This window comes from Spirosoma koreense, assembly GCF_054777875.1.
The window spans coordinates 78,030-97,886 of record NZ_BAAHAC010000001.1; the positions used below are offsets into that span (position 1 = coordinate 78,030).

The window sequence follows — 19,857 nt, forward strand, 5'->3', positions numbered from 1 at the left end:
GTTATACAGCTACAAGTTATTTTGCCCTATTCTTCCCGTTCACCGAGTCATAAAACGCCCCATTAGCAGACTGGTGAATATCCGTAGTCTCAGGTAGGAGGGTTATTTGAGACAACAAATCTTCCCATCGGTCGTGTCTACTGCTTATTTAGAAGCTGGCTGAGGAGTTGTTTTAGGGCTGCAATTTCCTGCTTATGCTGCTTTTCCAGCCGATCAATTCTGGCCTGCTGGAGCTCTACTTTCCTGTCTTGCTGAATAGTATACAAGGTCAACTCCTTTACCTTTTCCAGAAGGGTAGCGTTTATCTTGACTAGATCAACCCCTTCTTTGGTTACTTGCTCTGCCGAGGGTACACCGGGTAAATGACCATGTTGACAAACATAGTCGGCTACGGCGGATAAAGGGCGAAGCTGATAAGCTGAGCTAAATACCTTATCACTCCACTCTGACGGATTGTTAATTCGTAGCTGATACCGGGCTTTGATTACATCCCCCTGTTCGTTGACCGCCAGGAATTGGTCCGTAGCCTGGCTGGTCTTACTTTGACTGGTCAGGTTAGAAAGCCGTAAGCCACTTTCATCAGCCTTATCAGCCACGACTTCCAGTTTTTGCTTTGGTGCGGAGGTACCGATGCCGACATTCACGCTATTACCCAGAATCAGCGAATTACTAGCCGCTACCCGGCTTTTGGTACCGATGGCAATCCCGTTAAAAATACCCTCCTCTGCTTGACAATTGTAGCCCATTAGTACATTGTCACTGCCATCGCTGACGGTTGTGCCCGACTTGGGCCCAATGATGATGTTGTTATTGCCCGTGGTCAGCTTGCTGCCCGCCAGGTAACCCACGATCGTATTTGTGTTGCCCGTAGTAGTCGATTGACCCGCCTGATAGCCTACATACGTATTTTGGATGCCCGTCGTGTTATTTTCACCCGCGTAGCCGCCTAGAAACGTATTGAGGCCAGTTCGAACAGCAGGATTAACGACAAAAACGCTACCCTCACCTAGAGCCGGCGTTTACTATTGGCTTAACCCAGTCAAGTACGTGTCAGCTTGTGCACCTATTTGTGCTGGTTAGGCGAGACAGCAATTTAGTAACCAGGATAAGCAGGTTATTTACCCGCAACGGGAAATAGGCTTTCATCCACCTGCGTTCCCTGACCGGCTACGCGGCACCAGCCAGTGGCTGCTTTATGGTACACTTCCAGCCGACGTACGTTGATAGTCAAATCTTGCCCGTCAACCACCAGCTTTACAGCCATCAGCGAGTTAACCACGGCCATCGTGCCCTCATAAATTCGGATAAATTGGTGTCCGGCAACGGGTTGTACCGATTTGAAAACCAGCTTTTCTTTTTTCTGCACCGCTAGCCATTGCTGATGGGAAAAGGAAATATCGCCTTTAGGACCAACCGCAATAAAATCTGCACAGTCGATCAGGGTGCCGGGTTGCTGGTGGCGTAGTAATTCCCGGATCGCCTGTCGTTCTTTCGGATAGCTGGCCGTGTCTAGCTGTGCGAACACACCAGTGGTTGTCAGGCTTAATAAAAGCAGGGTGAGTAGCGTTTTCATGGACTTCGTTTTTCTCAAAAGTAGACAAGTCTTTACTGCATTTTTTGAGAAGTCGCCTAACCATTCGGCTCTGAAAACAGACAGTACTTTTTTGGCCATAAGCGCATTTGGTCGTCGACCAACTGATTTTATCGACAACTCATTGACCTTGGTCGAATACGTACTTGATCATCGTTGTATCTGGTTACCGATCTGTATCTTAGCAGCAGACCACGGCCAATCATGGAGCAACTCCCGTTTATTTATTCAAAAAATACAGCCTGGCGGTTAGGGCGGCATCTGACGTTCTGGCTGCTTTGGTTTTTGTTCCAACTGCTGCTGTATTCCTTTTCGCCCTCACCCGCTTTGCAACGGCAACCCTTTGGGTATCGCCTGTTGATTACCTTACCGGAAACACTGATTTACCTCATACCCAGCTTATTTCTGGCTTATTCGCTCATGTATCTGGTCATTCCCAGGCTAGTCATTCCCGGTAAGTACGTCCTGGCTACTCTTTGTGCTGTGGTATTAGTCGTACTAACCGCGGCTTTATCGGCTGGCTTGTCGATGACGATTATTGATCAGCTCCGCCACCAACTGGCCGATCCGTTGTCCCCTGTTGTGGCTAGGGAGCCGCATCCGGCCTTCTCCGTTCAGTTCGGCGTAGCCATGCTGGCCGGGTTACGGGGAAGCATTACCGTAGGCGGGGTAGCTGCGGCCATACACTTGTTGAAGTGCTTTCAGGAAAAGCAACAGAGGGCTCTTCAGCTGGAAAAAGAAAAGGCCAATGCGGAGCTTCAGATGTTGAAAGCCCAGTTGCACCCGCACTTCTTATTCAATACGCTCAATACGATTTATTCATTTACACAAGACGTATCCCAGAAAGCATCGGGGATGATCCTGGGGCTTTCGCACTTGCTGCGGTATATCCTGTATGAGTGTAATCAGCCATTGGTTCCCCTCCAAAAGGAGTTAACTATGATCAGTGATTATTTACAGTTAGAAAAGGCGCGGTACGATCAGGGGCTTGACATGGTGGTGCAATTGCCTAAAACAACCACTCATCTCATTGCTCCACTCCTGCTGTTGCCCTTTCTCGAAAACGCCTTCAAGCATGGGGCCAGTCGCATGCTTGAAAACCCCTGGATCAGCTTAACCGTAACCCTGCACGACGATACGCTTGCGATGAAACTGATTAATGGCAAGCCAGCGGGCCATGCGCATCCGTTACCCGGTATAGGCATAGCCAACGTTCGGAAGCGGCTGGCCTTAAGTTATCCCAACCAACATGAACTAGCCATCCATGATGAAGAAGAGATGTATATTGTAAACTTGACGCTTACGTTAACACACGCCTATCCGGAGCCTATCAAATCAGTATATAATGGAGTCGCGGAATAACTACACCTGCCTGATCGTCGACGATGAGCCCCCTGCCCGGGAAGTACTACGTCGGTATATCAATCAGGTTCCCATGCTTACCCTGATGGGCGAATGCACCAACGCGATTCAGGCCCTTACGGCCTTAAAACAGCAGCCGATCGATCTGCTGTTTTTGGATATTCAACTGCCGCAACTAACGGGTATCGAGTTGATCAAAACGTTAACCCAACCGCCTAAAATCGTCCTGACAACGGCCTTTGAGCATTATGCCGTACAAGCTTTTGAGCTGGACGTTACCGATTACCTGGTTAAGCCAGTAAGTTTCGAGAGGTTTTTAAAGTCGGTTAGCAAAGCCTTACCCGACCACAAGCTTTCACCAATCAGTCAACCGCTCACAGCGCACCAACCCGAAACGGCTACGGATGCCTTTCTCTACTTCCGGGCGGAGCGGAAAATGGTTAAGGTTTTTCTACGTGATATTCTTTATGTAGAGAGCCTCAAAGACTATGTTAGGATTCACACAACAAAAGGCTCCATCATCACCAAATACGCCATCACGGCCCTGGAAGCGATGCTGCCCGGCCCCTCGTTTCTGCGGGTGCACCGTTCCTTTTTGGTCTCACTGGACAAGATTGATTCGTTTACCACCGAAGAGATAGCTATTGGCAGTCACTTGATACCAATCGGTAAATTATACCGGCAGCAGACGTTAAAATTGTTGAACCCTCCCTAGCCTGACTGCGTCAAAAATTGACGGTGCGGAAAGCGACCCACCCGCCAGCCACCCGCTTGTTAAGAAGTGACAATAAGCTATTTACAATCTAAATTGAGTATTTAGTGCGGTATTGATTCGTGATTCGAGCGATTTGTAAGACGACGACTAAGGCGATATTCAAAACGATCTGCTCACTCAACTTCCATCAGTTAAACGCCTATCAATAGCCGAACAGTTAGCGTTTTACCCACATAAGCTGCCCCATATTTAACACCGTGATTTCGTTGCTTTTATTCGGAATGAATTCATAGCTTATACGGTAGCCCCCCTTCCCAGGACCGCTAAAGTGATTAGTGCCCGTCGCTTCTAAAGGGGCTTCGGCTAAAACACCCGCCAGATAACTTGAGTATAACTTCCCCTCGTTTAACCAAATCCGTAGAGTATCTTCTCCCCCTGCCAATCGATACGTGCCTGTAAATCTGGTGAGATCACTCCCGGACTTGGGACTAAAAACCGGCTGTACTAGCCCACTGATGTAGGCATTAATTCTGGAAAAATCAAAATCGGTCGTATTCGTCAAAATCACCCAACCTAGCTTTAAATCAGGATTAATGACCAGTTCACAGCGATAACCCAGCATGGCCCCTTCATGGACTAGGTAGGGATAAGCTGGTTTCCAGCCAATGTTGAAGGCTTGCATCATCGCTCGATTCTTTTCAGAGAGCACTTGATTCGCTTCTCTAGAGTTACCTTGGAATTGAAAGCGAATAAAGTTAGCTAGGTCCCGGGCGCTGGCATAAAGCCCCCCAGCAGGAACTGATGAATTGGGTTTAAAGATGGGCACTTGACGAAAGTCTTTGGTAGCCTCATCGTAGAAATACCCTTTGGCAACCCCAGGACTATTGGGGCTTTCCGCGTAAAAGGCACTATTGGTCATCTTGAGTGGCTGACAAATAAGCTGAATAACGTAGTTTGCGTAGTCTGTTTTCGCGGCCCGTTCCAAGGCAATGCCCAGCAGTGAATAGCCCAAATTGGAATAGTGCCGATTGCCATAGCTGAGCAGTTGGTAGTCAGGGTATTCTTTAGGGATCGAAGCTAAGGATTGTAGAAACGCCTTTTTAGAAGCAGCCTCAATGGCTATTTCGGGGCTTTGAGCTAAAATCCATCGATCAATTTGTTTGGTAAATTGGATGTCCGCTGGCGAATTGCGAGGCAAGCCCGCAGTATGAGTCGCCAGTTGGAGCAGCGTCGTGCCTGCCTGTTTATCTCCTTGTTCATCAGCCTTGTATTCAGGCACATATTTTTTCACCGGATCATCCAGTCTTAACTTACCCTGTTGGATGAGTTGCATAAACATGGTAGCGGTAAATACTTTGGTCAGCGATTGCAGGGAGTACTGGGCATCCAGACTAGCGGGCACTTTTTGAGCTATATCCAGATAGCCAACGGATTCGCCGAAGATGATTTGATCCTCATGGACAATGGCCAGCACCAGGCTGGGTGAATGATATCGACTTTGAAAGCCGGTCATTCCTTTTCTCAAGGCCATAACGGTAGAATCTGGTAGGACAGGAAGAGATTGACAAAAAACTGGCAGAATTAGGACCAAATTGGCAACCAAAACAAGTAAGGTCTGTAACACGATAAAAAATAGTAGTGGGTCAATAGACGAATAATAACCTTTAGTACCGAATACTGTGCCAAGAATAAATGACTGATAACCAGATACTTAATGTAAATAGTGTTGGAGTTGCGGTGCGATACCGCACGAGTCGTGTGAAATCGAACTAGAGCCGTGTTGAGGTTAATCAACACTAGCCTGGCCTCATTTTCCTTCTCGCCAAATGCCCATTTATAGAAGCAAGTACGTAAACGTTCATTCGCCTTACGTAGAGGCATTCTCTGAATCATAGGTTCCTATAAAATTACGCAAACGCCTAAGGTTATTAAAAAGCTGATCCATTATAGTAGGTTTTTTACATAATATGTAAGTTAATGCTTCATAATGTAAAAAGAATATAGTAACTTTATCTTGTTGTCAAGCAGATATTAATGGTCATTATCAGCAAAACCATTCTCAACGAGTTTGGCCTTCAACACACCAGCGCGGCTGCGGCTCTTAATGAATGGTATACTATCGTGAAGGCCGCTAACTGGAAATCCCCGGCTGATGTCAAGCAAACTTTCAACTCCGTAGATTATGTGGGCAATGACCACTATGTCTTTAACATCAAAGGCAATTATTACCGATTGGTAGCGATGATTTTCTTTGACAAACGAACTGTATTCATTCGCTTTATGGGCACCCATGCTCAGTATGATAAACTACCTGACTGCTCAACTATTTAATCCCTTACACCCATGCAACAGCCAGCCACCTACGCCGACTATCAGCAATTGATGGCTCAGATTGAAATCCTGCTTCAAAAAGCGACAGCAGGAGGGGGCTTCGTTGCGTTGACCCCCGATGAAGCCACGGAGTTGGCCCAGCTTTCGGAGTGGGCCGAAGTTTATGAAGATAGCATTCCCCTGATGCCCATTAAAGTGCCGCAGTCGATTCCAGAAATGATCGAGTTCAAGATGTACGAGAAAAAGATGAAACAGCGCGAGATGGCTCAACTGTTAGAAGTACCCGAAACGCGTTTATCCGAGATCCTGCGGGGTAAGCGCCGGGTCAACCTGGCCATGGCCAAGACCTTACGCACCAAATTAAAGATCGATGCTGACTTTATTTTGGAACATGCCTAAGCTCACAACTATCTCACTTTTGGGAACGTTTTAGGATACAGATATCCCACAAGTTGTTAACCTGACGTTTTGTTAGTTATTGTTTGGCGTATTCACCCTAGGATTGTCAATTACTTTTTTTCAATTGATAACCGAGTAAATCAGGATCTGTACTGCCAGTCTGGTTGGAAGCCCTAAACGAGAATTTCTCCAACAGCTTTATGGATCGTTGATTAGCTGGGTGAAGGGTTGCTTCAATTGCTTGCACATGAATGGTAGCAAAGGCATAACTAATCACGGCCCTAACAGCCTCCTGCATGATCCCCTGTCCTTGATAGGCAGGCAATAGTGCATAGCCGATTTCAGAGTTACCCTTGTCTCCGGAAAAGCCAAAAAGACCAATTGACCCAATTAAATCAGCGTGGTTACTGACCATTATTGCCCAATAGATCGAGTCATTTTTTAGGCTATTCTCAGTGATCTGATTGATAAAATTTCTGGCCTCATCAATGGAATTGCCTGGTTGTCTAGCTAGCTATTTATTATGTTCACGATTAGACCGTAGACTGAACATTTCCTTTTCGTCATTCATTCTACTTGCCTGAGCGTAAGCCTTTCCGTTTTCAAAATGGGAAAAGGGGTGAACATTCGATTCAACATGGTATAAAATTTTGCTGGATTGACCCCGTGATCATCAGTAGCCTGATCGCTAATTCTCAACTAGGCGAGCGTTTAAAAAAATTGAGGGTTGAAACTTACTCTTCACTGGTCATCTCAATCCCATATCGTATGGCTGCCTCAAGGATATCCAGGTGGATATCGGTTAACGTTTTGAACTTGATGCAATAGCCGCTCACACTTGCCTTGCCAATCGTTTCACCAAACGTTTGCGCTAAGTACGTCTTATCGTCAAGGCCAAGGATGTAGACGGAGGCCCCAGTTGAGTTCCCACTAATACCAATTTGATAAAACTCTTTGGTCTTTCCATCCGCATAGGCAATGGTGCGCACTCCGTAGCCTATACTTGGATTGGTCACCGGTTTATTTTCCTCGTTTTTACCGTCCAGGAACCAGACCTTCGCCTGGGGCATGAGTTGCTTAATGAGCTGGTGCAAGGCTTGCAGATCACTGCGTTTTGGTTCAGCTTGAGAAGTGATATAGGCTTGGATTTGTTCGTGTGTGTTCATGGGGGGTTGGCTGTTGGGCGTTGCTCCTTTAGCTGATCAAGAGCCGGTTTATTTTAGGAGGGTCGGTGCTAGGCCTAAACAGAAAAGAGTCGGCCTGGTAGCCTAGGAAAGTCTCTTAGTTACTATTGACGACAAAATTAACCGAACTGACCTTGGCCTAAGGGGGGTAATCACGACAAAATAAGGGCTTTTTAACATGTTATTACCCTTTTAAGGAAAGCTAGGGACGGCTCCCTTCTGGAAGAACTCTTATCTATGTTTAACTAAAGAAGGGTTTTTTGAGAATACATAATTTGAGGCAGGTATATAGTCTGGATAAGACTGGCTTGTACAGCAGGAACCTTTCTGCTGGCGGGGGCTGTATTGGGCCTGCTTTTAGTTGTCACGGTAAACCAGGCCCGTACCAACCTGAACCGATCGCTGAAGACTTAGTAGTTGAGTGGAACGGAAGGGGGGGGGCGCCCGCATCGGCGGACCGACTGCGACGCCGAGCAGGCAATTCCTCACTTGATTAATAAGAAGCGGAACGTACTGTACTCTTGTACAGTATGAACTAGTCGGTGATGAGACAGGGCTACTCCGTTAGGTTAAAAACGTATCGACTACCATATCCGTCAGTTGATGGCTGGTCCAACCGGCCCACAAATTTTTTGCCTTCAGTACGGCCCATGCCATCAACCCAGCACCCAACGCAATGGCTACACTCTTTTCGGTTAACCCGTGGGCCAGGCCGAACACCACCGATGTCCACACCACGGCCCACCCTCTAGTCCAATAGCGAACGCAACAGGCTAACAGCAACCCTCGACAGATTATCTCTTCATATAAATTGGTAAACCCATTAATTCCGTACCGATAAATATCGACTTTAGGATTAATTGGTTGGCCCCTTACGGCAACGACCAGAAGTGGAATAGCGGCTAGAATCATTCCGGCAATCAGGCCATACGTTAATGAAGGTAAAGTATAGGTTGTCGTCCCACTCCATTGATCACGATAATCCATTTTTAGCCCATACTTGCCAATAAGAAGGAGGGCAAGAGCCAAGGAGAAGAGGCCCAAAAGCCCGTTTCCATAATCATAAAACAGGACATGATTTAGTTTGTCGCCCAAGCCCAGCCAGGAGACAACCCATTGACGGGTAAGTTGAATGCCATATAAACCGGCGAAGACGAAACTGCTCAAACCGAATGGAATGTAAACGTTGTCATTCAGCAGGTGTATTCTACCCCCAATAAACCCGAGTAGAGCTAGCAGCAAGAAGCCAATAGCCAGGATTAAATAGTCGTTCATTGGGGTAATTTTTCAATTTGCGTTTTGGGCTGGCCAGCCCACATAGGGCAAGCAAGTATGTTTCAGGGTAAAATACAAGCCTAGAGGGGAATGTAGAAGGTTGGTAAGCTTGTCTGTATCACTGGGGATATCTTTTCGACAACTGCGATGCGTCAGCAACGTATTCAGTTTAAGGCTAGTCCCGACGCAAGAAGCTACTACATGAATATTCCTTTGTATCAGGTGGGAGTGTATTTTGAGAATAGACTAATACGATCGTCATTAGTTATCGAATGCACTCAAGTGGCAACCCTAATAAACCAACAAGCCCATCGGATCAACGCCAACTAACAACAGGTCATCGAGTTGCGACTACCGAGTGCCTATCTATCAACAGCGGCCAATTACCGGTTAAGCCACTGCTTGAACTCGGCCGCTTTATTTTTGCTGATGAGTATATCCTCCGATGGCGGAGGGCTAATCGCAATTTTCAATTGATGCTTGCCGTACATAAATATCTTCTCGATGGCCCGAATAGAAATAAGAAACTGCCGGTTGGCCCGAAAAAATTGCTCGGCATCGAGTTCCTTCTGGAGTTCATCCAAACTCGTATTACTGGTGTATACTTTGGCATCCTGGCAGTAAATGTAAGTTAGGGACTGTTCGGTATGAAAGTAAGCGATTTGATCGGTGCTAATCACCACCAACTCGTCTTTCCAATAGGTCAGTATCCGGCGTCGGTTACCCGCTTCTTCCGCTTGCATGGCCTGCCCATCGACGGTTGACTCCATCGGCTGGTTTTGAACTCTCGACTGATAGCTCACCAGGCTGGCATTCAGGGCCGTTAAGCTTTTGACTTCATCGGTGAGCTGGTTCTTCTCCCCTTCCAACTGCTGTTGATACCGATTGCCAATCCATCGAACGGCTAAAAAGGATAACAAAACCAGCAAGGTACCAGCCAGTCCCTGGACTAACAAAAACTGGGTATGCAACTCATCCAGCTGTCGATGGATGGCGCGCAGGTTGGCATGGGAGGCCAGCATCCAACTCGTATTCGCGATCGGTTGCACATAAATAATCTCCGATCCTCGCCCACGGGCGCTAAACGTTCGCAGGCCTCCAGTGGCTTTTCCCTCGTTGAGCAATTCGTAAAACGATCGGCTTTCACTACCCGTAATCGGTCGAACCACCGAATTATTCTGGTCGATCTGCTGACCGATTCGACTTGGATCGGGGTGGCAGATTTCTTTACCCACCGTGTCATACATGCACACAAAGCCAGTTTGGGTATCCGTATTTTCGATGCTTTTCTGCAAGCTAGTGGCTACCTGTTCTTGCCCAATACCACTACGTAACTGTCCTTCCAGCAGCCGTTGAATTTCCCGAATCTCCCGTTGGCTGGATTCCAGTTGCGACTCGAGCAGTTGATGGGTCACTCTGGAAAACAAGTAATTCAGGGTTAACAGACTAATCAGCAGGACAATCAGCGAGAGCGCCAGCCCGGTGTACAGATAGACCTTTTCTTTTTTCATTTCATCCAATTTACCAAACTACGTCCTAAAAAAGGACGACTTAGGGAGACTTTTCAGCGCATTTTATTCGGCTTTACCGCTCATTTTTTCCCTTTGGCGTCCATTTCTCGACAGGGATTAGGTTCGAGCTACCATCTTTGCCCGACAAGCTACGAAGCGTATTCGATCCCTAACACACGGATACTTATGAAAACCGCCTGCTTACTTTTTATTCTCCTCCTCATTAAGCCGTGGGCCCATGCCCAGCACAGGCATCATAGCCAGCCTGTCCCAGCGACTAAAAACGTGTATCTGGCCATGATGGATACAATGATGATGCAGATGGACCAGGCACCGACGGGCAACTCGCCAGCGGCAACGTTTCTGCACCAAATGCTGGCTCATCATCAGGGTGCCATCGCCATGGCACGCTACGAAATCGAAAACGGCCATCACCAGCAGATGATTCAATTAGCCAAGAGCATTCTGACTGAACAACAAAGCGAGGTTGAGCAAATGCAGCTTTGGCTGAACCAAGTCGGGGCCAAAACCACGCTCCCGTCTGCGGCATTCGATTCCGCTATGCAGCAGACCATGGCTGGGATGATGAACGACCTACCGTCAACGGAAGCGCTCTCTGATACGGATCGGGCGTTTGCCGCTGTCATGAAACCCCACCATCAAGCCGCCCTTGCCATGGCAAAAGTCATTTTGCAATTCTGTGATGAACCGGTTATTCAGGCTTATGCTCAAGGGCTTATGGCCAGTCAGCAGATCGAAATTGACCAAATGATGAATTATTTACGATGATGAAACAGAAAAGCTTTCTTTTGGGGTTACTGTTAGTGGGCAGCGTCCCTTCCCTGGCCCAATCCCGGTACGCTCACGACCGAGTGTACACGGCCAATCAAGTCTCCAACACCGTATCGGTCATCGATCCCTCGACGAATCGGCTATTGGGCGAAATTGATCTGGGTAAACCGTACCCGAACGTCCTGTCACCCCTCTATCGAGGGCAGGCCCTGGTGCACGGCCTGCGCTACCTGCCGGCCAAAAAACTACTGGCGGTGGTATCCATTGGCTCCAACTCCATAACCTTTATTTCGACTCAGACGAATCAGGTGCTGAAAACAGTATATGTGGGCCGCTCTCCCCACGAGCCGACCTTTACGCCCGACGGCAAACAAGTCTGGGTTTCGGTGCGGGGTGAAGCCTACATCAGTGTCATCGATGTCGCCAGCAAGAAAGAAGTCCGGCAGGTACCGGTAGCAGATGGCCCCGGCATGGTCTCGTTTTCGCCCGACGGCCGGCTCGCCTATGTATGCTCTAGCTTTACCCCCGAACTGGACATTGTCAATACCTCGACCTACCAGATCATAAAAAAAATACCGGTGGTTAGCCCCTTTTCGCCAAACATCTTTACCAGCCCCCAGGGGGAATGGGTAGCCTTTACCCACAAAGATGTGGGTAAGGTGACGGTACTGGACACGAAAACTCAAGGTATTGCCAAGGTCATCAACACGGGGGCTATTACCAACCACGTAACCTTCACCTACATCGCCAACAAGCTGCGGATGCTGGCTACAGTAGGGGGCGAGAATAAAGTTCGAGTATTTGACCCGTCCCAGGGGTTTGCCCAAACAGACACCATCAATGTAGGCGCGCTGCCGCACGGGCTGTGGGCGGCTCCGGATGGCAAACTTATGTACGTTGGTCTGGAATATGCTGACCAGGTACAGGGTATCAACTTGGAAACACGACAACCCCTGCCGCCCGTTAAGATCGGGCAAAGTCCCCAGGCTTTGGTGTACGCTGAACATGCCGTTAGCGATGAGGGAAACCAGGCCAACCTAAGGCCTCTATCCGATTCGACGGCTACCCAGCTGATTATGCTTAACGCTACTGCTCAGGGTATCCAGGCCCAGGGCAAGCTGGCTGTACGGCCCATTGGACTGACTGACCTAGTGGAACAGATTTTTTCGGGCCTTCCCCCCAATCGTTCGTACACGCTGGCCTTGAGCCGTTCGACTAAGGCTCCCTACACAGCTGATTATGAAATCAACCAGTTTCACACGGATGAAAAGGGGCGATACATGGGCCAATCAACCGGCTTAGTGCACTCGGTTCAAAACCAGGCGGCCTCCCCTTACCAGCACATTATCCTGGTAGATAGTCGAACGAACCAACTTCTCTTAGTGGACAAGCCTTAGTCGGTAGTCCTAAAACTACTCACGGGTAAAGTAACAAAAATCTGTCTTGATGTTGTGTTCCCCCTTGTAAAGGCGGGGCCGCGCTACGGGGCAGCCCAGGCGGACAATACTTATGTCAGGCCGCTGGTGCGGTTGCGTCAACGATCTGATACAGACTGCCTGGCGGCCCAGCCTAGTCACGGACGATGCGATTCGCAGTCTGGAATGACTAGTTATTTAGTGTAAGTCAAGGAGCGGTATTTTGAGAACCAGTGGTTGGAGACATTAACTGGGTTAACTTGTACAATCTATAGTGATAGAACTCTTTCTCAGGTCATAGCGAATGACTTAACCCATCTTCCTCATTCGCTAATCAGCCCGACTCGAAACATACTTTCTGCACAGGATAACACCGCTTCTCTACTGTCAATGGGTTGCCAATCCAGCAACTGCTTGGCTTTGGTGCTGTCTCCTTGGCGTACCTTGTCCAGATCAACGACTACGGCCGCTAACGATGGATCAAACCGGCCCAAAACCCGCAGTAGCGGCATAGCCGGATCGGCTGATACAGGATAGGATTTGCCGTTGATGGTTAGCGTGTAGTACTTCATCGTGTCAGGGGTTAACGAATGGCTTAATTCATGGCGGCCCGGAAGGCCAGGGGTGTCTGCTGGGTTTTGGCCTTAAACAGCTTATGAAAGCCTTGCGGATTCTCGTAGCCAAGCCGAAAGGCAATTTCGCCCACCGTCAGGGAGGTGGTCGCCAGTAGTTCTTTGCCCCGCTCAATAACGTGGTCGGTTAAGTGCTGCTGGGCACTCTGCCCCGTCAGCACCCGGAGCATATCGCTCAGGTAAGCCGTCGACAGCTGTAGTTGGTCGGCTACCTGCTGCACCGTCGGTACGCCCAATCTGGCGGCTTTGTCGGTAGCAAAATAATCCTGGAGCCAGGCTTCCAATCGGGACAGTACGTCGTGATTGGCTTTTTTGCGGGTGAGAAACTGCCGGTGATAAAACCGGTTACAGTAGTTAAGCAGCAGTTCCAGCTGGCTGATGAGAATATCCTGGCTGAAGTTGTCAATGCCAGCCTGGTATTCGTAGCGTATGGTGCCCATGAGTGTTTCGATGAGCTGTATTTCCTGCTCGGAAGGATGCAGGGCTTCGCTGAGCGCGTAGGAGAAAAAGCCGTATGCTTTCAACCGATTGAACAGCGGATAGGGATGGATGAAATCGGGATGAATCAGTAGGCTCCAGCCCCTGAGCTGAAGCTCATCCGTCAGCTCGGAGGTGATGACCTGCCGGGGCCCGTGAAAGACCATCGCTCCTTCGTCGAAGTCGTAATAAGTTTGTCCATATTTCATGGTGCCCGCGTAGCCTTTTTTCATGCTAATGGTATAGAATCCGTAGGTTTTGGTCCGCAACCGGTCGTCCGAAAACTGGGTTACGTCCTGATGATCAATCACACTGAAAAGGGGATGCCTGGGCTTGGGCAGTCCTAAGAGCTGGTGGTATTCCGCAATAGTCCGGATGGCGTAAGGCAGTGTCTCTTTCATAGAAAAGCAAACGAATTAATCCAGGGGCGTTCGGCTGATGGGAAACGATTAGTCGAGGTTGGTCGACATCGTTGTTTCCTTATAGGCCTCAAACTCCGCCAAATCTTTATCCCGTTTTTCCATGATCATGCGGTAGCTGTCAGGGCCCAGAATCAGGTGGACAGGGGGCGTTTGGTAATCGGCAAGTCTCACGAGTTCGGCGACCAGCTTATCCGGATCACCGGGCTGGGTACCCGCCCGTTTGCTCATCCCATCCAGGGTTTTCTCACTGCCGTACTCGGCAATAGGCGTCTTGACGTAGGTTAAGGAGCCGTCTTCCAGAAACTGAGTTCGAAACGAGCCGGGTAAGACCACGGTCGCGTAGACACCCAGCGGCTTTATTTCAGCGGCCAGCGATTCGGTTAGACCGACCATGGCAAACTTGGACGCAGCATAACTGCCCAGATTGGCCACGGCAACGTAGCCGCCTGCCGAAGCAATGTTGATAATATGCCCACTCCGTTGCTGACGTAAATAGGGCATGGCTGCCCGAATGACGTTAACGGTACCAAACAGGTTCACATCCAAGGCATAGCGAAACTCGCTATCCGTCATCTCTTCCAGGCTACCCACGTAGGCAAAACCCGCATTGTTGACCACTATATCGATCCGGCCAAATGTTTCCACCGTCTGCTGGATGGCGTTTTGGACACTTTCCTCCGAGGTCAGATCCATCTCCAGGGGCAAAAAGGTTTCCGTATAACCCTGAATCTGGCGACTCATGGCCTGCTTGTTTCGGGAGGTGGCGGTTACGGTGTGTCCCTTGGCCAGCAGTAACTTGACCAGGGCTAAACCCATCCCCTTCGACGCGCCAGTGATAAACCAGGTTTTTGTTTTTTTCTCGCTTTCCATCCTGTTATTCCCTTATGTATGACTAAAGCAAAGATGGTGGGCGTTGATAGTAAAAAAGTATCCAAGTTCGGAGAAATCGTATCCGACTTGCTGATGGGGTTATGTGGTAGTGTATGAACTAGTTGGTAAAGGCAGCTCAAACCCCATAACTGGTTTCACCAACTCGTCAGGCCTGAGCCATCATATAAAATGCCCCAATTGTAAAGCAGATGCATAAGTGTTCTATCGTCCCAAATTGGAGCGTTTTAGGAGACTATGCTTTGATGACAAATGCTTTTAGTGCAGCCATTTTACCTTCGCGAAAGCGCCAGACATCGCAATAAGAATAGCTGGCTGTCTCACCAGTGGCGTCTTTCAAATCGATTCTACCCATAGCCGTAACAAAATCGCCCTCCGCTATAAAATGGTCGACTTTAAATTGGGGAGCCTCTACATAGGCCGTTACCATCCACTGCCGAACCGCTTCTTTTCCTTGTAATGTTCTTTCTCCAACAAATTCCCATTCGGTATCATCCGTGCAATAAGCTAAAAAGCCTTCATGGTCACCTTCTGAGATAGCAGCGTTTGCTTTTTCTAAAATGGCTTTATTGGTCTCAATCATTTTTGTATAGCTTTTCAGTAAAATTTATCCCCATAAAGTGCGTTGGATTAGATTTTGTTCCACTGGAATAGACAAAGGTATGCGCTCTTCAAAAGCCTACCTGGACGTAACTCTGGCGGTTCTACTGGTAGGTCACATTCGAGGGATTTACGAAGAGTAAACTCCAATTGTCTCAGGTATGAGCATTTTTTGAGAACAAGTATCTCACAATAATAAGCTAGCTCAGAGCTGAGCATCGATCAACAACGGCCAGTTTGGTGAAGCCATAATTCCATTTAACATACTTTAACCCCTCTTACCTAGCGTTAACAAGTCACTGTTCATAAGTTTGAGCCCATAGACAAGCCCCAAACTATGCGGTATCTTCTCGTCCTGCTTCTCCTGTCATCGACGGCACTTGCTCAATCTGTAACGCAGACCCAGACCTTGGTGACCATCGGGAAAGTATGGGGATTTCTCAAATACTACCACCCTCAACTAGCTACCGGAAAAGTCGATTGGGATGGCCAGCTCATTCAACTCATCGATGAATCCGCTACCATCCACTCTAAAGCTGACTTGTCCGCCCGAATCCTGAGCTGGGTTGACAAACTTGGCCCGGTTAAACCTTGTTCGCGCTGTTCACCGCCCGACTCAGCTCGCTTTAGCCGAAACTTGGACTTAAGCTGGCTGGCCGATACGGCTCTGTTCAGCCATGCCCTGCGCCAGCGACTAACCTTTATTGCCGCCAATCGAAACCAGCACACCAATGCATATGTCCACTGGGACCCCTTTCGCAACCGATTAGCCTTCTCTGAAGCGGAGTACGCCACCATGGCCTTGCCTAGCGTATCATACCGGCTGTTGGGGCTGTTTCGCTACTGGAACATCATTGAATATTTCCATCCCACCAAGTACGCCATGGCTCAACCTTGGAATCAGGTGTTGACCCAGTTTGTCCCCCGCTTTCAACAGGCTACCGATACCCTACGCTATCAACACGTCTTGCAGCAGCTAATTAGCGTGATCCACGACGGCCATGCCGAACTGGCCATTCCCCCAGCGTATCGGCTTCCCTGGACCAAACCGGTTCTGTTTCCTCCCTTTGACTACCGGCTACTGAATGACTCGCTGCTGGTGAGTGGCTACCTCAATGACTCGCTCAGCCAACTCGATGATATTCGTCGGGGGGACCGCCTGATCCGCATTGGTAATCGCTCAGTAACTGAACTCATCGATCAGCGAGCGCCGGATTTTTCGGGCTCAAATCGGTCGGCGCTGATTCGGCAGATTTTACCGGTTCTGCTCACTGATTCACAACCCGTGGTTCAGGTTGATCTGATCCGCGGTGGGCAGCGATTACGAAAAACGGTGCATCGCTACCGATTCGAGCGGTTTGGCTACCGCCCCCCGTTGCCCGGCCATGCCAAAGCTATGCCCCCGACTATCGGCTATGTTAACCTAGGTACGCTCCAGGTGGGTGAGGTCAAGTCCGTCATGGAGCAATACCGAAATCGGAAAGGGATCATTTTTGATGTGCGGTCCTATCCCAAAGGGACTTTTCAGCGAATTTGTGAATATCTAAATCCAGCACCCAAGGGGTTTGCGCTATATACCAAACCCGATCTATCTTCTCCAGGACTGTTCGAGTGGAGCAAAGTACAATACGTTGGGCGAAACAACGCGGATTACTACCGGGGTAAAGTTGCCATTCTCTGTGACGGCCGTACACAAAGTGCAGCGGAATCAACGTGCATGGCCTTACGAACGGCCCCGCAGGCCAAGATTATCGGTACCCAATCGGCGGGTGCTAACGGAGATGTGAGCTATGTGGTTTTCCCAGGTGATTATCAAACCCGCTTTAGTGGCCGGGGTGTTTACACGCTGGATGGCCAGTTGATTCTGGGCCCTGGTGTCCCCATTGATATAGACGCAACCCCCAGTGCTGCTGACTATTTATTGGGCACTGATCGAACCTTACAAGCGGCTATCAATTGGATCGGTCAGTAGAAGGTCCTTGTCCAGCCGGCCTTGATGCGGTCAAGGTCAGTTTCCAGGCGGCAATTTGTCATCTCTCAGTCGTCTCATACGGGAGCGAATTATAAGACCGCCATTTTTATAATCCGTCAGCTACTATCGGTCGCATAGGCGTTGACCGAAGGCTAAATTTATTTACGCACTCAGGCAACCGCAAACTACATTGTCCATTGGTTCGCATCAGTAGTAGCGCGTTACTAACGACTCAGGCTATGCCTTCACTCACTCATCTAATCGAAGTCAATAGCTTTCAGTTTCCACCTCATCCAACCCCATGTTTATGGTTCAGTCACTAAGAAATGGTCCGGCTAATAGCGATTGGCTACTAGCACTAATCAGCACACTCCTTACTGGATTTATAATGGCCTGCGGCCAACGTAGCGTGCCAACCCATTCAGGTCAGGCCATCCGTGAATCGTCCACCTTATCCACCGATCAATCGCCCTGGGTAGAAGAAGTTTTTACGGTTGTAGAGGTGCCACCCCGTTTCCCAACTGGAAACGATCAAATCGGCACTTACCTTCGACAGCACTTACGCTATCCGGAAGCGGCTCTCAAAGCAAAAGTTGCGGGGAAAGTGATGGTTTCGTTCATGGTGACCTATGAAGGCCGTATTCAAGATGTGACCGTGTTAAAAGGGTATGGGTATGGCATCAATGAGGAAGCCATTCGCTTGATACAGACCATGCCCAGCTGGATACCCGGAAAACAGGCTGGCCACCCCGTTAATGTAAAGTATAATCTGTTTATTCCTTTTGAGTTACCCAGTCAAAAATAGCGGGTTGTGCTTCATCCATCTGTGAGGGGTTGCCTAAGACCATTATTTATTGATAATTGTCTAAGGCAACCCCTTCAAATTGAGCTGATATGGATATCTTACATCTGCATATTTAATGAGCGATTATGTAAGAATAATTAATTAGTATCCATAGATCAGAAAATCATCAACTGTTAGGTAAAGTCGTGATTTTCGCGCTCCAGGTAATTTAAATCTGTTCGGGAAATAAGGCTACTTAGTTTGGACTGTGTAAAAGCGGAGCTTGTGTGTATGAGGCCGAACACAGTAAATCGACGGCCCATACTTGAACGCCAAACTTGTGGTGGAGAAAGATGGAGGACATCGCCCGTCCGCAGCCCAGATCCAGCACCCGCAGGCCCGGTTGCAAGTCCAATGCCTGAGCCAGCCATTCGGTTAGCCACAAGGGGTTAGCTCCACCACTAACGCCCGCCTTTATCCACTCGGGATGGTACTTGGTGGAGCGAGGAAACTCGGAGGTGACAAATAGATCTTCCACTGGCACGAATAGGCTTAACGGTTTTTTACTCGATTAGCTACCTAAGTTGCTTAGAAAACTGGACCTAAGCTAATCAAAGCCTGAATGATAAAGTTCTTCATTGATGGATGAACATCCGGGCTTCTGCTGCTTATTTTTTTCTAATGAAGAGGTGGAGCAACGAGGTGCTTCTGGATCTTTATTAAAAAATGGCTGGTTTTGGCCAAATACCGATCGTACAATCCTAAGTGTTCTGGAAATAATTCCGTTGAACACCTGGAATTTGACTAGTCCCGATGCGGCTTTAGCAGCTTCTCGTGCACTTTATTTAAGAATGCAGGAACAGGCATGATGAACTGATGGCACTATAAACGGTCGTATTCGATTTCCTGATATAGCCTTGCCTGATGATGGCAAAGCCTGCTTACGCATGAGTTGTCAGCATTAGGTTATGCCCTTTAGTCGGGAATAGGGATGCCCGGTTTTACATCGACATTGTGATAGGAGACAATTTTCCAAACGCCCGCATCTTTGACCAGTACCTGTAATAAACGAGTATTGAGTTGCCCCTTGGCGTCTAGCTGAAGTCTTGCTGGAATACCTTCTTTGGCAAAGCCTGATACTTGACATAAGGTCTCTAAAATGGCCACATCGGAGCGGACAAATTTTACCGATACAATTTTTTGTTTTAAAACGGTATTCTTAAAAAAGCTTTTGAAAATCACATCGTGCTGATCCACAAACGCTTTGTGGCCTTTGAAGAACATACCCCCAATATTGGTAAAGGTGCCATCAGCGGAAAAGGGCTGGGAGTAGGCCGGGGCATCGCCCTTATTCCAGGCCTGATCTTCCTGTTGAAGGATGGCTCGAATGGCCACTGAGTCCGACGCAGTTTGGGCCAGCAGAATAGTTGATTGAAGGAGCAAGGCAAGCACTAAGCTTCTATTAAGAACCGAATATAGTTTCATGATAGTTGATTTAGAATGAGCA

The 19,857-nt window shown here is 48.5% G+C and carries 22 protein-coding genes; 9 read left to right on the forward strand and 13 right to left on the reverse strand.

Annotated features, from left to right (window positions below; all coding sequences use genetic code 11):
• Positions 1-137 precede the first annotated feature (137 nt).
• On the reverse strand, positions 138-848 hold the full coding sequence (locus ACYVC2_RS00310) for a hypothetical protein (RefSeq protein WP_461100261.1): 711 nt from the start codon (positions 846-848) through the stop codon (positions 138-140).
• 266 nt (positions 849-1,114) lie between these two features.
• Positions 1,115-1,573, reverse strand: coding sequence for a hypothetical protein (locus ACYVC2_RS00315; RefSeq protein WP_461100262.1), 459 nt, complete (start codon positions 1,571-1,573; stop codon positions 1,115-1,117).
• Between the two features lie 222 nt (positions 1,574-1,795).
• Between ACYVC2_RS00315 and ACYVC2_RS00320 the strand changes: the two genes are divergently transcribed.
• Both ACYVC2_RS00320 and ACYVC2_RS00325 read left to right on the forward strand, forming a co-directional pair.
• A complete protein-coding gene (locus tag ACYVC2_RS00320; protein WP_461100263.1) occupies positions 1,796-2,953 on the forward strand; it encodes a sensor histidine kinase in 1,158 nt (385 codons plus the stop codon).
• Positions 2,937-3,668: a LytR/AlgR family response regulator transcription factor gene (locus tag ACYVC2_RS00325; RefSeq protein WP_461100264.1), complete on the forward strand. Its 732-nt coding sequence runs from the start codon at positions 2,937-2,939 to the stop codon at positions 3,666-3,668. The genes ACYVC2_RS00320 and ACYVC2_RS00325 overlap by 17 nt, the downstream gene beginning before the upstream one ends.
• 217 nt (positions 3,669-3,885) lie before the next feature.
• On the opposite strand, the gene ACYVC2_RS00330 is transcribed toward ACYVC2_RS00325, so the two are convergent.
• On the reverse strand, positions 3,886-5,199 hold the full coding sequence (locus ACYVC2_RS00330) for a serine hydrolase domain-containing protein (protein ID WP_461100265.1): 1,314 nt from the start codon (positions 5,197-5,199) through the stop codon (positions 3,886-3,888).
• 503 nt (positions 5,200-5,702) lie between these two features.
• On the opposite strand from ACYVC2_RS00330, the gene ACYVC2_RS00335 reads away from it, so the two are divergent.
• Positions 5,703-5,999 (forward strand): type II toxin-antitoxin system HigB family toxin, encoded by a 297-nt coding sequence (locus tag ACYVC2_RS00335; protein ID WP_461100266.1) that lies wholly within the window; start codon positions 5,703-5,705, stop codon positions 5,997-5,999.
• 12 nt (positions 6,000-6,011) lie between these two features.
• Positions 6,012-6,398 carry a helix-turn-helix domain-containing protein gene (locus ACYVC2_RS00340; RefSeq protein ID WP_461100267.1) on the forward strand — a complete coding sequence of 129 codons (387 nt, stop codon included), beginning with the start codon at positions 6,012-6,014 and terminating at the stop codon, positions 6,396-6,398.
• Positions 6,399-6,504: 106 nt separating this feature from the next.
• Here the strand turns inward: ACYVC2_RS00340 and ACYVC2_RS00345 are convergent, their stop codons facing one another.
• The 4 genes from ACYVC2_RS00345 to ACYVC2_RS00360 all read right to left on the reverse strand — a co-directional run bounded on the left by ACYVC2_RS00345 (position 6,505) and on the right by ACYVC2_RS00360 (position 10,368).
• A complete protein-coding gene (locus ACYVC2_RS00345; protein ID WP_461100325.1) occupies positions 6,505-6,888 on the reverse strand; it encodes a GNAT family N-acetyltransferase in 384 nt (127 codons plus the stop codon).
• Positions 6,889-7,132: 244 nt separating this feature from the next.
• Entirely contained in the window at positions 7,133-7,564 is a 432-nt protein-coding gene (locus ACYVC2_RS00350; RefSeq protein ID WP_461100268.1) for a DUF1801 domain-containing protein, read from the reverse strand.
• 582 nt (positions 7,565-8,146) lie between these two features.
• Complete coding sequence (locus tag ACYVC2_RS00355; protein WP_461100269.1) at positions 8,147-8,857, reverse strand: CPBP family glutamic-type intramembrane protease; 711 nt, start codon at positions 8,855-8,857, stop codon at positions 8,147-8,149.
• Between the two features lie 383 nt (positions 8,858-9,240).
• The gene (locus ACYVC2_RS00360; protein WP_461100270.1) at positions 9,241-10,368 is read right to left on the reverse strand and encodes a LytTR family transcriptional regulator DNA-binding domain-containing protein; all 1,128 of its coding nucleotides are present in this window, start codon (positions 10,366-10,368) and stop codon (positions 9,241-9,243) included.
• A gap of 186 nt (positions 10,369-10,554) precedes the next feature.
• Here ACYVC2_RS00360 and ACYVC2_RS00365 point away from each other — a divergent pair, with 186 nt between their 5' ends.
• On the forward strand, positions 10,555-11,157 hold the full coding sequence (locus ACYVC2_RS00365; RefSeq protein ID WP_461100271.1) for a DUF305 domain-containing protein: 603 nt from the start codon (positions 10,555-10,557) through the stop codon (positions 11,155-11,157).
• The gene (locus tag ACYVC2_RS00370; RefSeq protein ID WP_461100272.1) at positions 11,154-12,557 is read left to right on the forward strand and encodes a YncE family protein; all 1,404 of its coding nucleotides are present in this window, start codon (positions 11,154-11,156) and stop codon (positions 12,555-12,557) included. The genes ACYVC2_RS00365 and ACYVC2_RS00370 overlap by 4 nt, the downstream gene beginning before the upstream one ends.
• A 341-nt stretch (positions 12,558-12,898) precedes the next feature.
• Here ACYVC2_RS00370 and ACYVC2_RS00375 read toward each other — a convergent pair whose 3' ends face one another.
• From ACYVC2_RS00375 to ACYVC2_RS00390, 4 genes are all read right to left on the reverse strand, one after another.
• Positions 12,899-13,147 carry a hypothetical protein gene (locus tag ACYVC2_RS00375; protein ID WP_461100273.1) on the reverse strand — a complete coding sequence of 83 codons (249 nt, stop codon included), beginning with the start codon at positions 13,145-13,147 and terminating at the stop codon, positions 12,899-12,901.
• Positions 13,148-13,170: 23 nt separating this feature from the next.
• Positions 13,171-14,085, reverse strand: coding sequence for a helix-turn-helix domain-containing protein (locus ACYVC2_RS00380; protein ID WP_461100274.1), 915 nt, complete (start codon positions 14,083-14,085; stop codon positions 13,171-13,173).
• 48 nt (positions 14,086-14,133) lie between these two features.
• Positions 14,134-14,976 carry an SDR family NAD(P)-dependent oxidoreductase gene (locus ACYVC2_RS00385; protein ID WP_461100275.1) on the reverse strand — a complete coding sequence of 281 codons (843 nt, stop codon included), beginning with the start codon at positions 14,974-14,976 and terminating at the stop codon, positions 14,134-14,136.
• A gap of 253 nt (positions 14,977-15,229) precedes the next feature.
• Positions 15,230-15,577: a nuclear transport factor 2 family protein gene (locus ACYVC2_RS00390; RefSeq protein ID WP_461100276.1), complete on the reverse strand. Its 348-nt coding sequence runs from the start codon at positions 15,575-15,577 to the stop codon at positions 15,230-15,232.
• A gap of 354 nt (positions 15,578-15,931) precedes the next feature.
• Here ACYVC2_RS00390 and ACYVC2_RS00395 point away from each other — a divergent pair, with 354 nt between their 5' ends.
• Positions 15,932-17,566, forward strand: coding sequence for a S41 family peptidase (locus tag ACYVC2_RS00395; RefSeq protein ID WP_461100277.1), 1,635 nt, complete (start codon positions 15,932-15,934; stop codon positions 17,564-17,566).
• A gap of 307 nt (positions 17,567-17,873) precedes the next feature.
• The gene (locus ACYVC2_RS00400; RefSeq protein WP_461100278.1) at positions 17,874-18,371 is read left to right on the forward strand and encodes an energy transducer TonB; all 498 of its coding nucleotides are present in this window, start codon (positions 17,874-17,876) and stop codon (positions 18,369-18,371) included.
• 235 nt (positions 18,372-18,606) lie between these two features.
• Here ACYVC2_RS00400 and ACYVC2_RS00405 read toward each other — a convergent pair whose 3' ends face one another.
• Positions 18,607-18,888, reverse strand: coding sequence for an SAM-dependent methyltransferase (locus tag ACYVC2_RS00405; RefSeq protein ID WP_461100279.1), 282 nt, complete (start codon positions 18,886-18,888; stop codon positions 18,607-18,609).
• A 103-nt stretch (positions 18,889-18,991) separates the two neighbouring features.
• Here ACYVC2_RS00405 and ACYVC2_RS00410 point away from each other — a divergent pair, with 103 nt between their 5' ends.
• A complete protein-coding gene (locus tag ACYVC2_RS00410; protein ID WP_461100280.1) occupies positions 18,992-19,219 on the forward strand; it encodes a hypothetical protein in 228 nt (75 codons plus the stop codon).
• Positions 19,220-19,325: 106 nt separating this feature from the next.
• Here the strand turns inward: ACYVC2_RS00410 and ACYVC2_RS00415 are convergent, their stop codons facing one another.
• Positions 19,326-19,835, reverse strand: coding sequence for an SgcJ/EcaC family oxidoreductase (locus ACYVC2_RS00415; protein ID WP_461100281.1), 510 nt, complete (start codon positions 19,833-19,835; stop codon positions 19,326-19,328).
• Between the last annotated feature and the right edge of the window lie 22 nt (positions 19,836-19,857).

Bases quoted from the DNA above. Each gene is read 5' to 3' on its own strand.
- ACYVC2_RS00360 (WP_461100270.1), bottom strand. From the start codon at position 10,368: ATGAAAAAAGAAAAGGTCTATCTGTACACCGGGCTGGCGCTCTCGCTG.
- ACYVC2_RS00340 (WP_461100267.1), top strand. From the start codon at position 6,012: ATGCAACAGCCAGCCACCTACGCCGACTATCAGCAATTGATGGCTCAG.
- ACYVC2_RS00395 (WP_461100277.1), top strand. From the start codon at position 15,932: ATGCGGTATCTTCTCGTCCTGCTTCTCCTGTCATCGACGGCACTTGCT.
- ACYVC2_RS00385 (WP_461100275.1), bottom strand. From the start codon at position 14,976: ATGGAAAGCGAGAAAAAAACAAAAACCTGGTTTATCACTGGCGCGTCG.
- ACYVC2_RS00325 (WP_461100264.1), top strand. From the start codon at position 2,937: ATGGAGTCGCGGAATAACTACACCTGCCTGATCGTCGACGATGAGCCC.
- ACYVC2_RS00355 (WP_461100269.1), bottom strand. From the start codon at position 8,857: ATGAACGACTATTTAATCCTGGCTATTGGCTTCTTGCTGCTAGCTCTA.
- ACYVC2_RS00370 (WP_461100272.1), top strand. From the start codon at position 11,154: ATGATGAAACAGAAAAGCTTTCTTTTGGGGTTACTGTTAGTGGGCAGC.
- ACYVC2_RS00320 (WP_461100263.1), top strand. From the start codon at position 1,796: ATGGAGCAACTCCCGTTTATTTATTCAAAAAATACAGCCTGGCGGTTA.
- ACYVC2_RS00410 (WP_461100280.1), top strand. From the start codon at position 18,992: ATGGATGAACATCCGGGCTTCTGCTGCTTATTTTTTTCTAATGAAGAG.
- ACYVC2_RS00330 (WP_461100265.1), bottom strand. From the start codon at position 5,199: ATGGCCTTGAGAAAAGGAATGACCGGCTTTCAAAGTCGATATCATTCA.
- ACYVC2_RS00400 (WP_461100278.1), top strand. From the start codon at position 17,874: ATGGTTCAGTCACTAAGAAATGGTCCGGCTAATAGCGATTGGCTACTA.
- ACYVC2_RS00415 (WP_461100281.1), bottom strand. From the start codon at position 19,835: ATGAAACTATATTCGGTTCTTAATAGAAGCTTAGTGCTTGCCTTGCTC.
- ACYVC2_RS00375 (WP_461100273.1), bottom strand. From the start codon at position 13,147: ATGAAGTACTACACGCTAACCATCAACGGCAAATCCTATCCTGTATCA.
- ACYVC2_RS00315 (WP_461100262.1), bottom strand. From the start codon at position 1,573: ATGAAAACGCTACTCACCCTGCTTTTATTAAGCCTGACAACCACTGGT.
- ACYVC2_RS00350 (WP_461100268.1), bottom strand. From the start codon at position 7,564: ATGAACACACACGAACAAATCCAAGCCTATATCACTTCTCAAGCTGAA.
- ACYVC2_RS00335 (WP_461100266.1), top strand. From the start codon at position 5,703: ATGGTCATTATCAGCAAAACCATTCTCAACGAGTTTGGCCTTCAACAC.
- ACYVC2_RS00390 (WP_461100276.1), bottom strand. From the start codon at position 15,577: ATGATTGAGACCAATAAAGCCATTTTAGAAAAAGCAAACGCTGCTATC.
- ACYVC2_RS00365 (WP_461100271.1), top strand. From the start codon at position 10,555: ATGAAAACCGCCTGCTTACTTTTTATTCTCCTCCTCATTAAGCCGTGG.
- ACYVC2_RS00380 (WP_461100274.1), bottom strand. From the start codon at position 14,085: ATGAAAGAGACACTGCCTTACGCCATCCGGACTATTGCGGAATACCAC.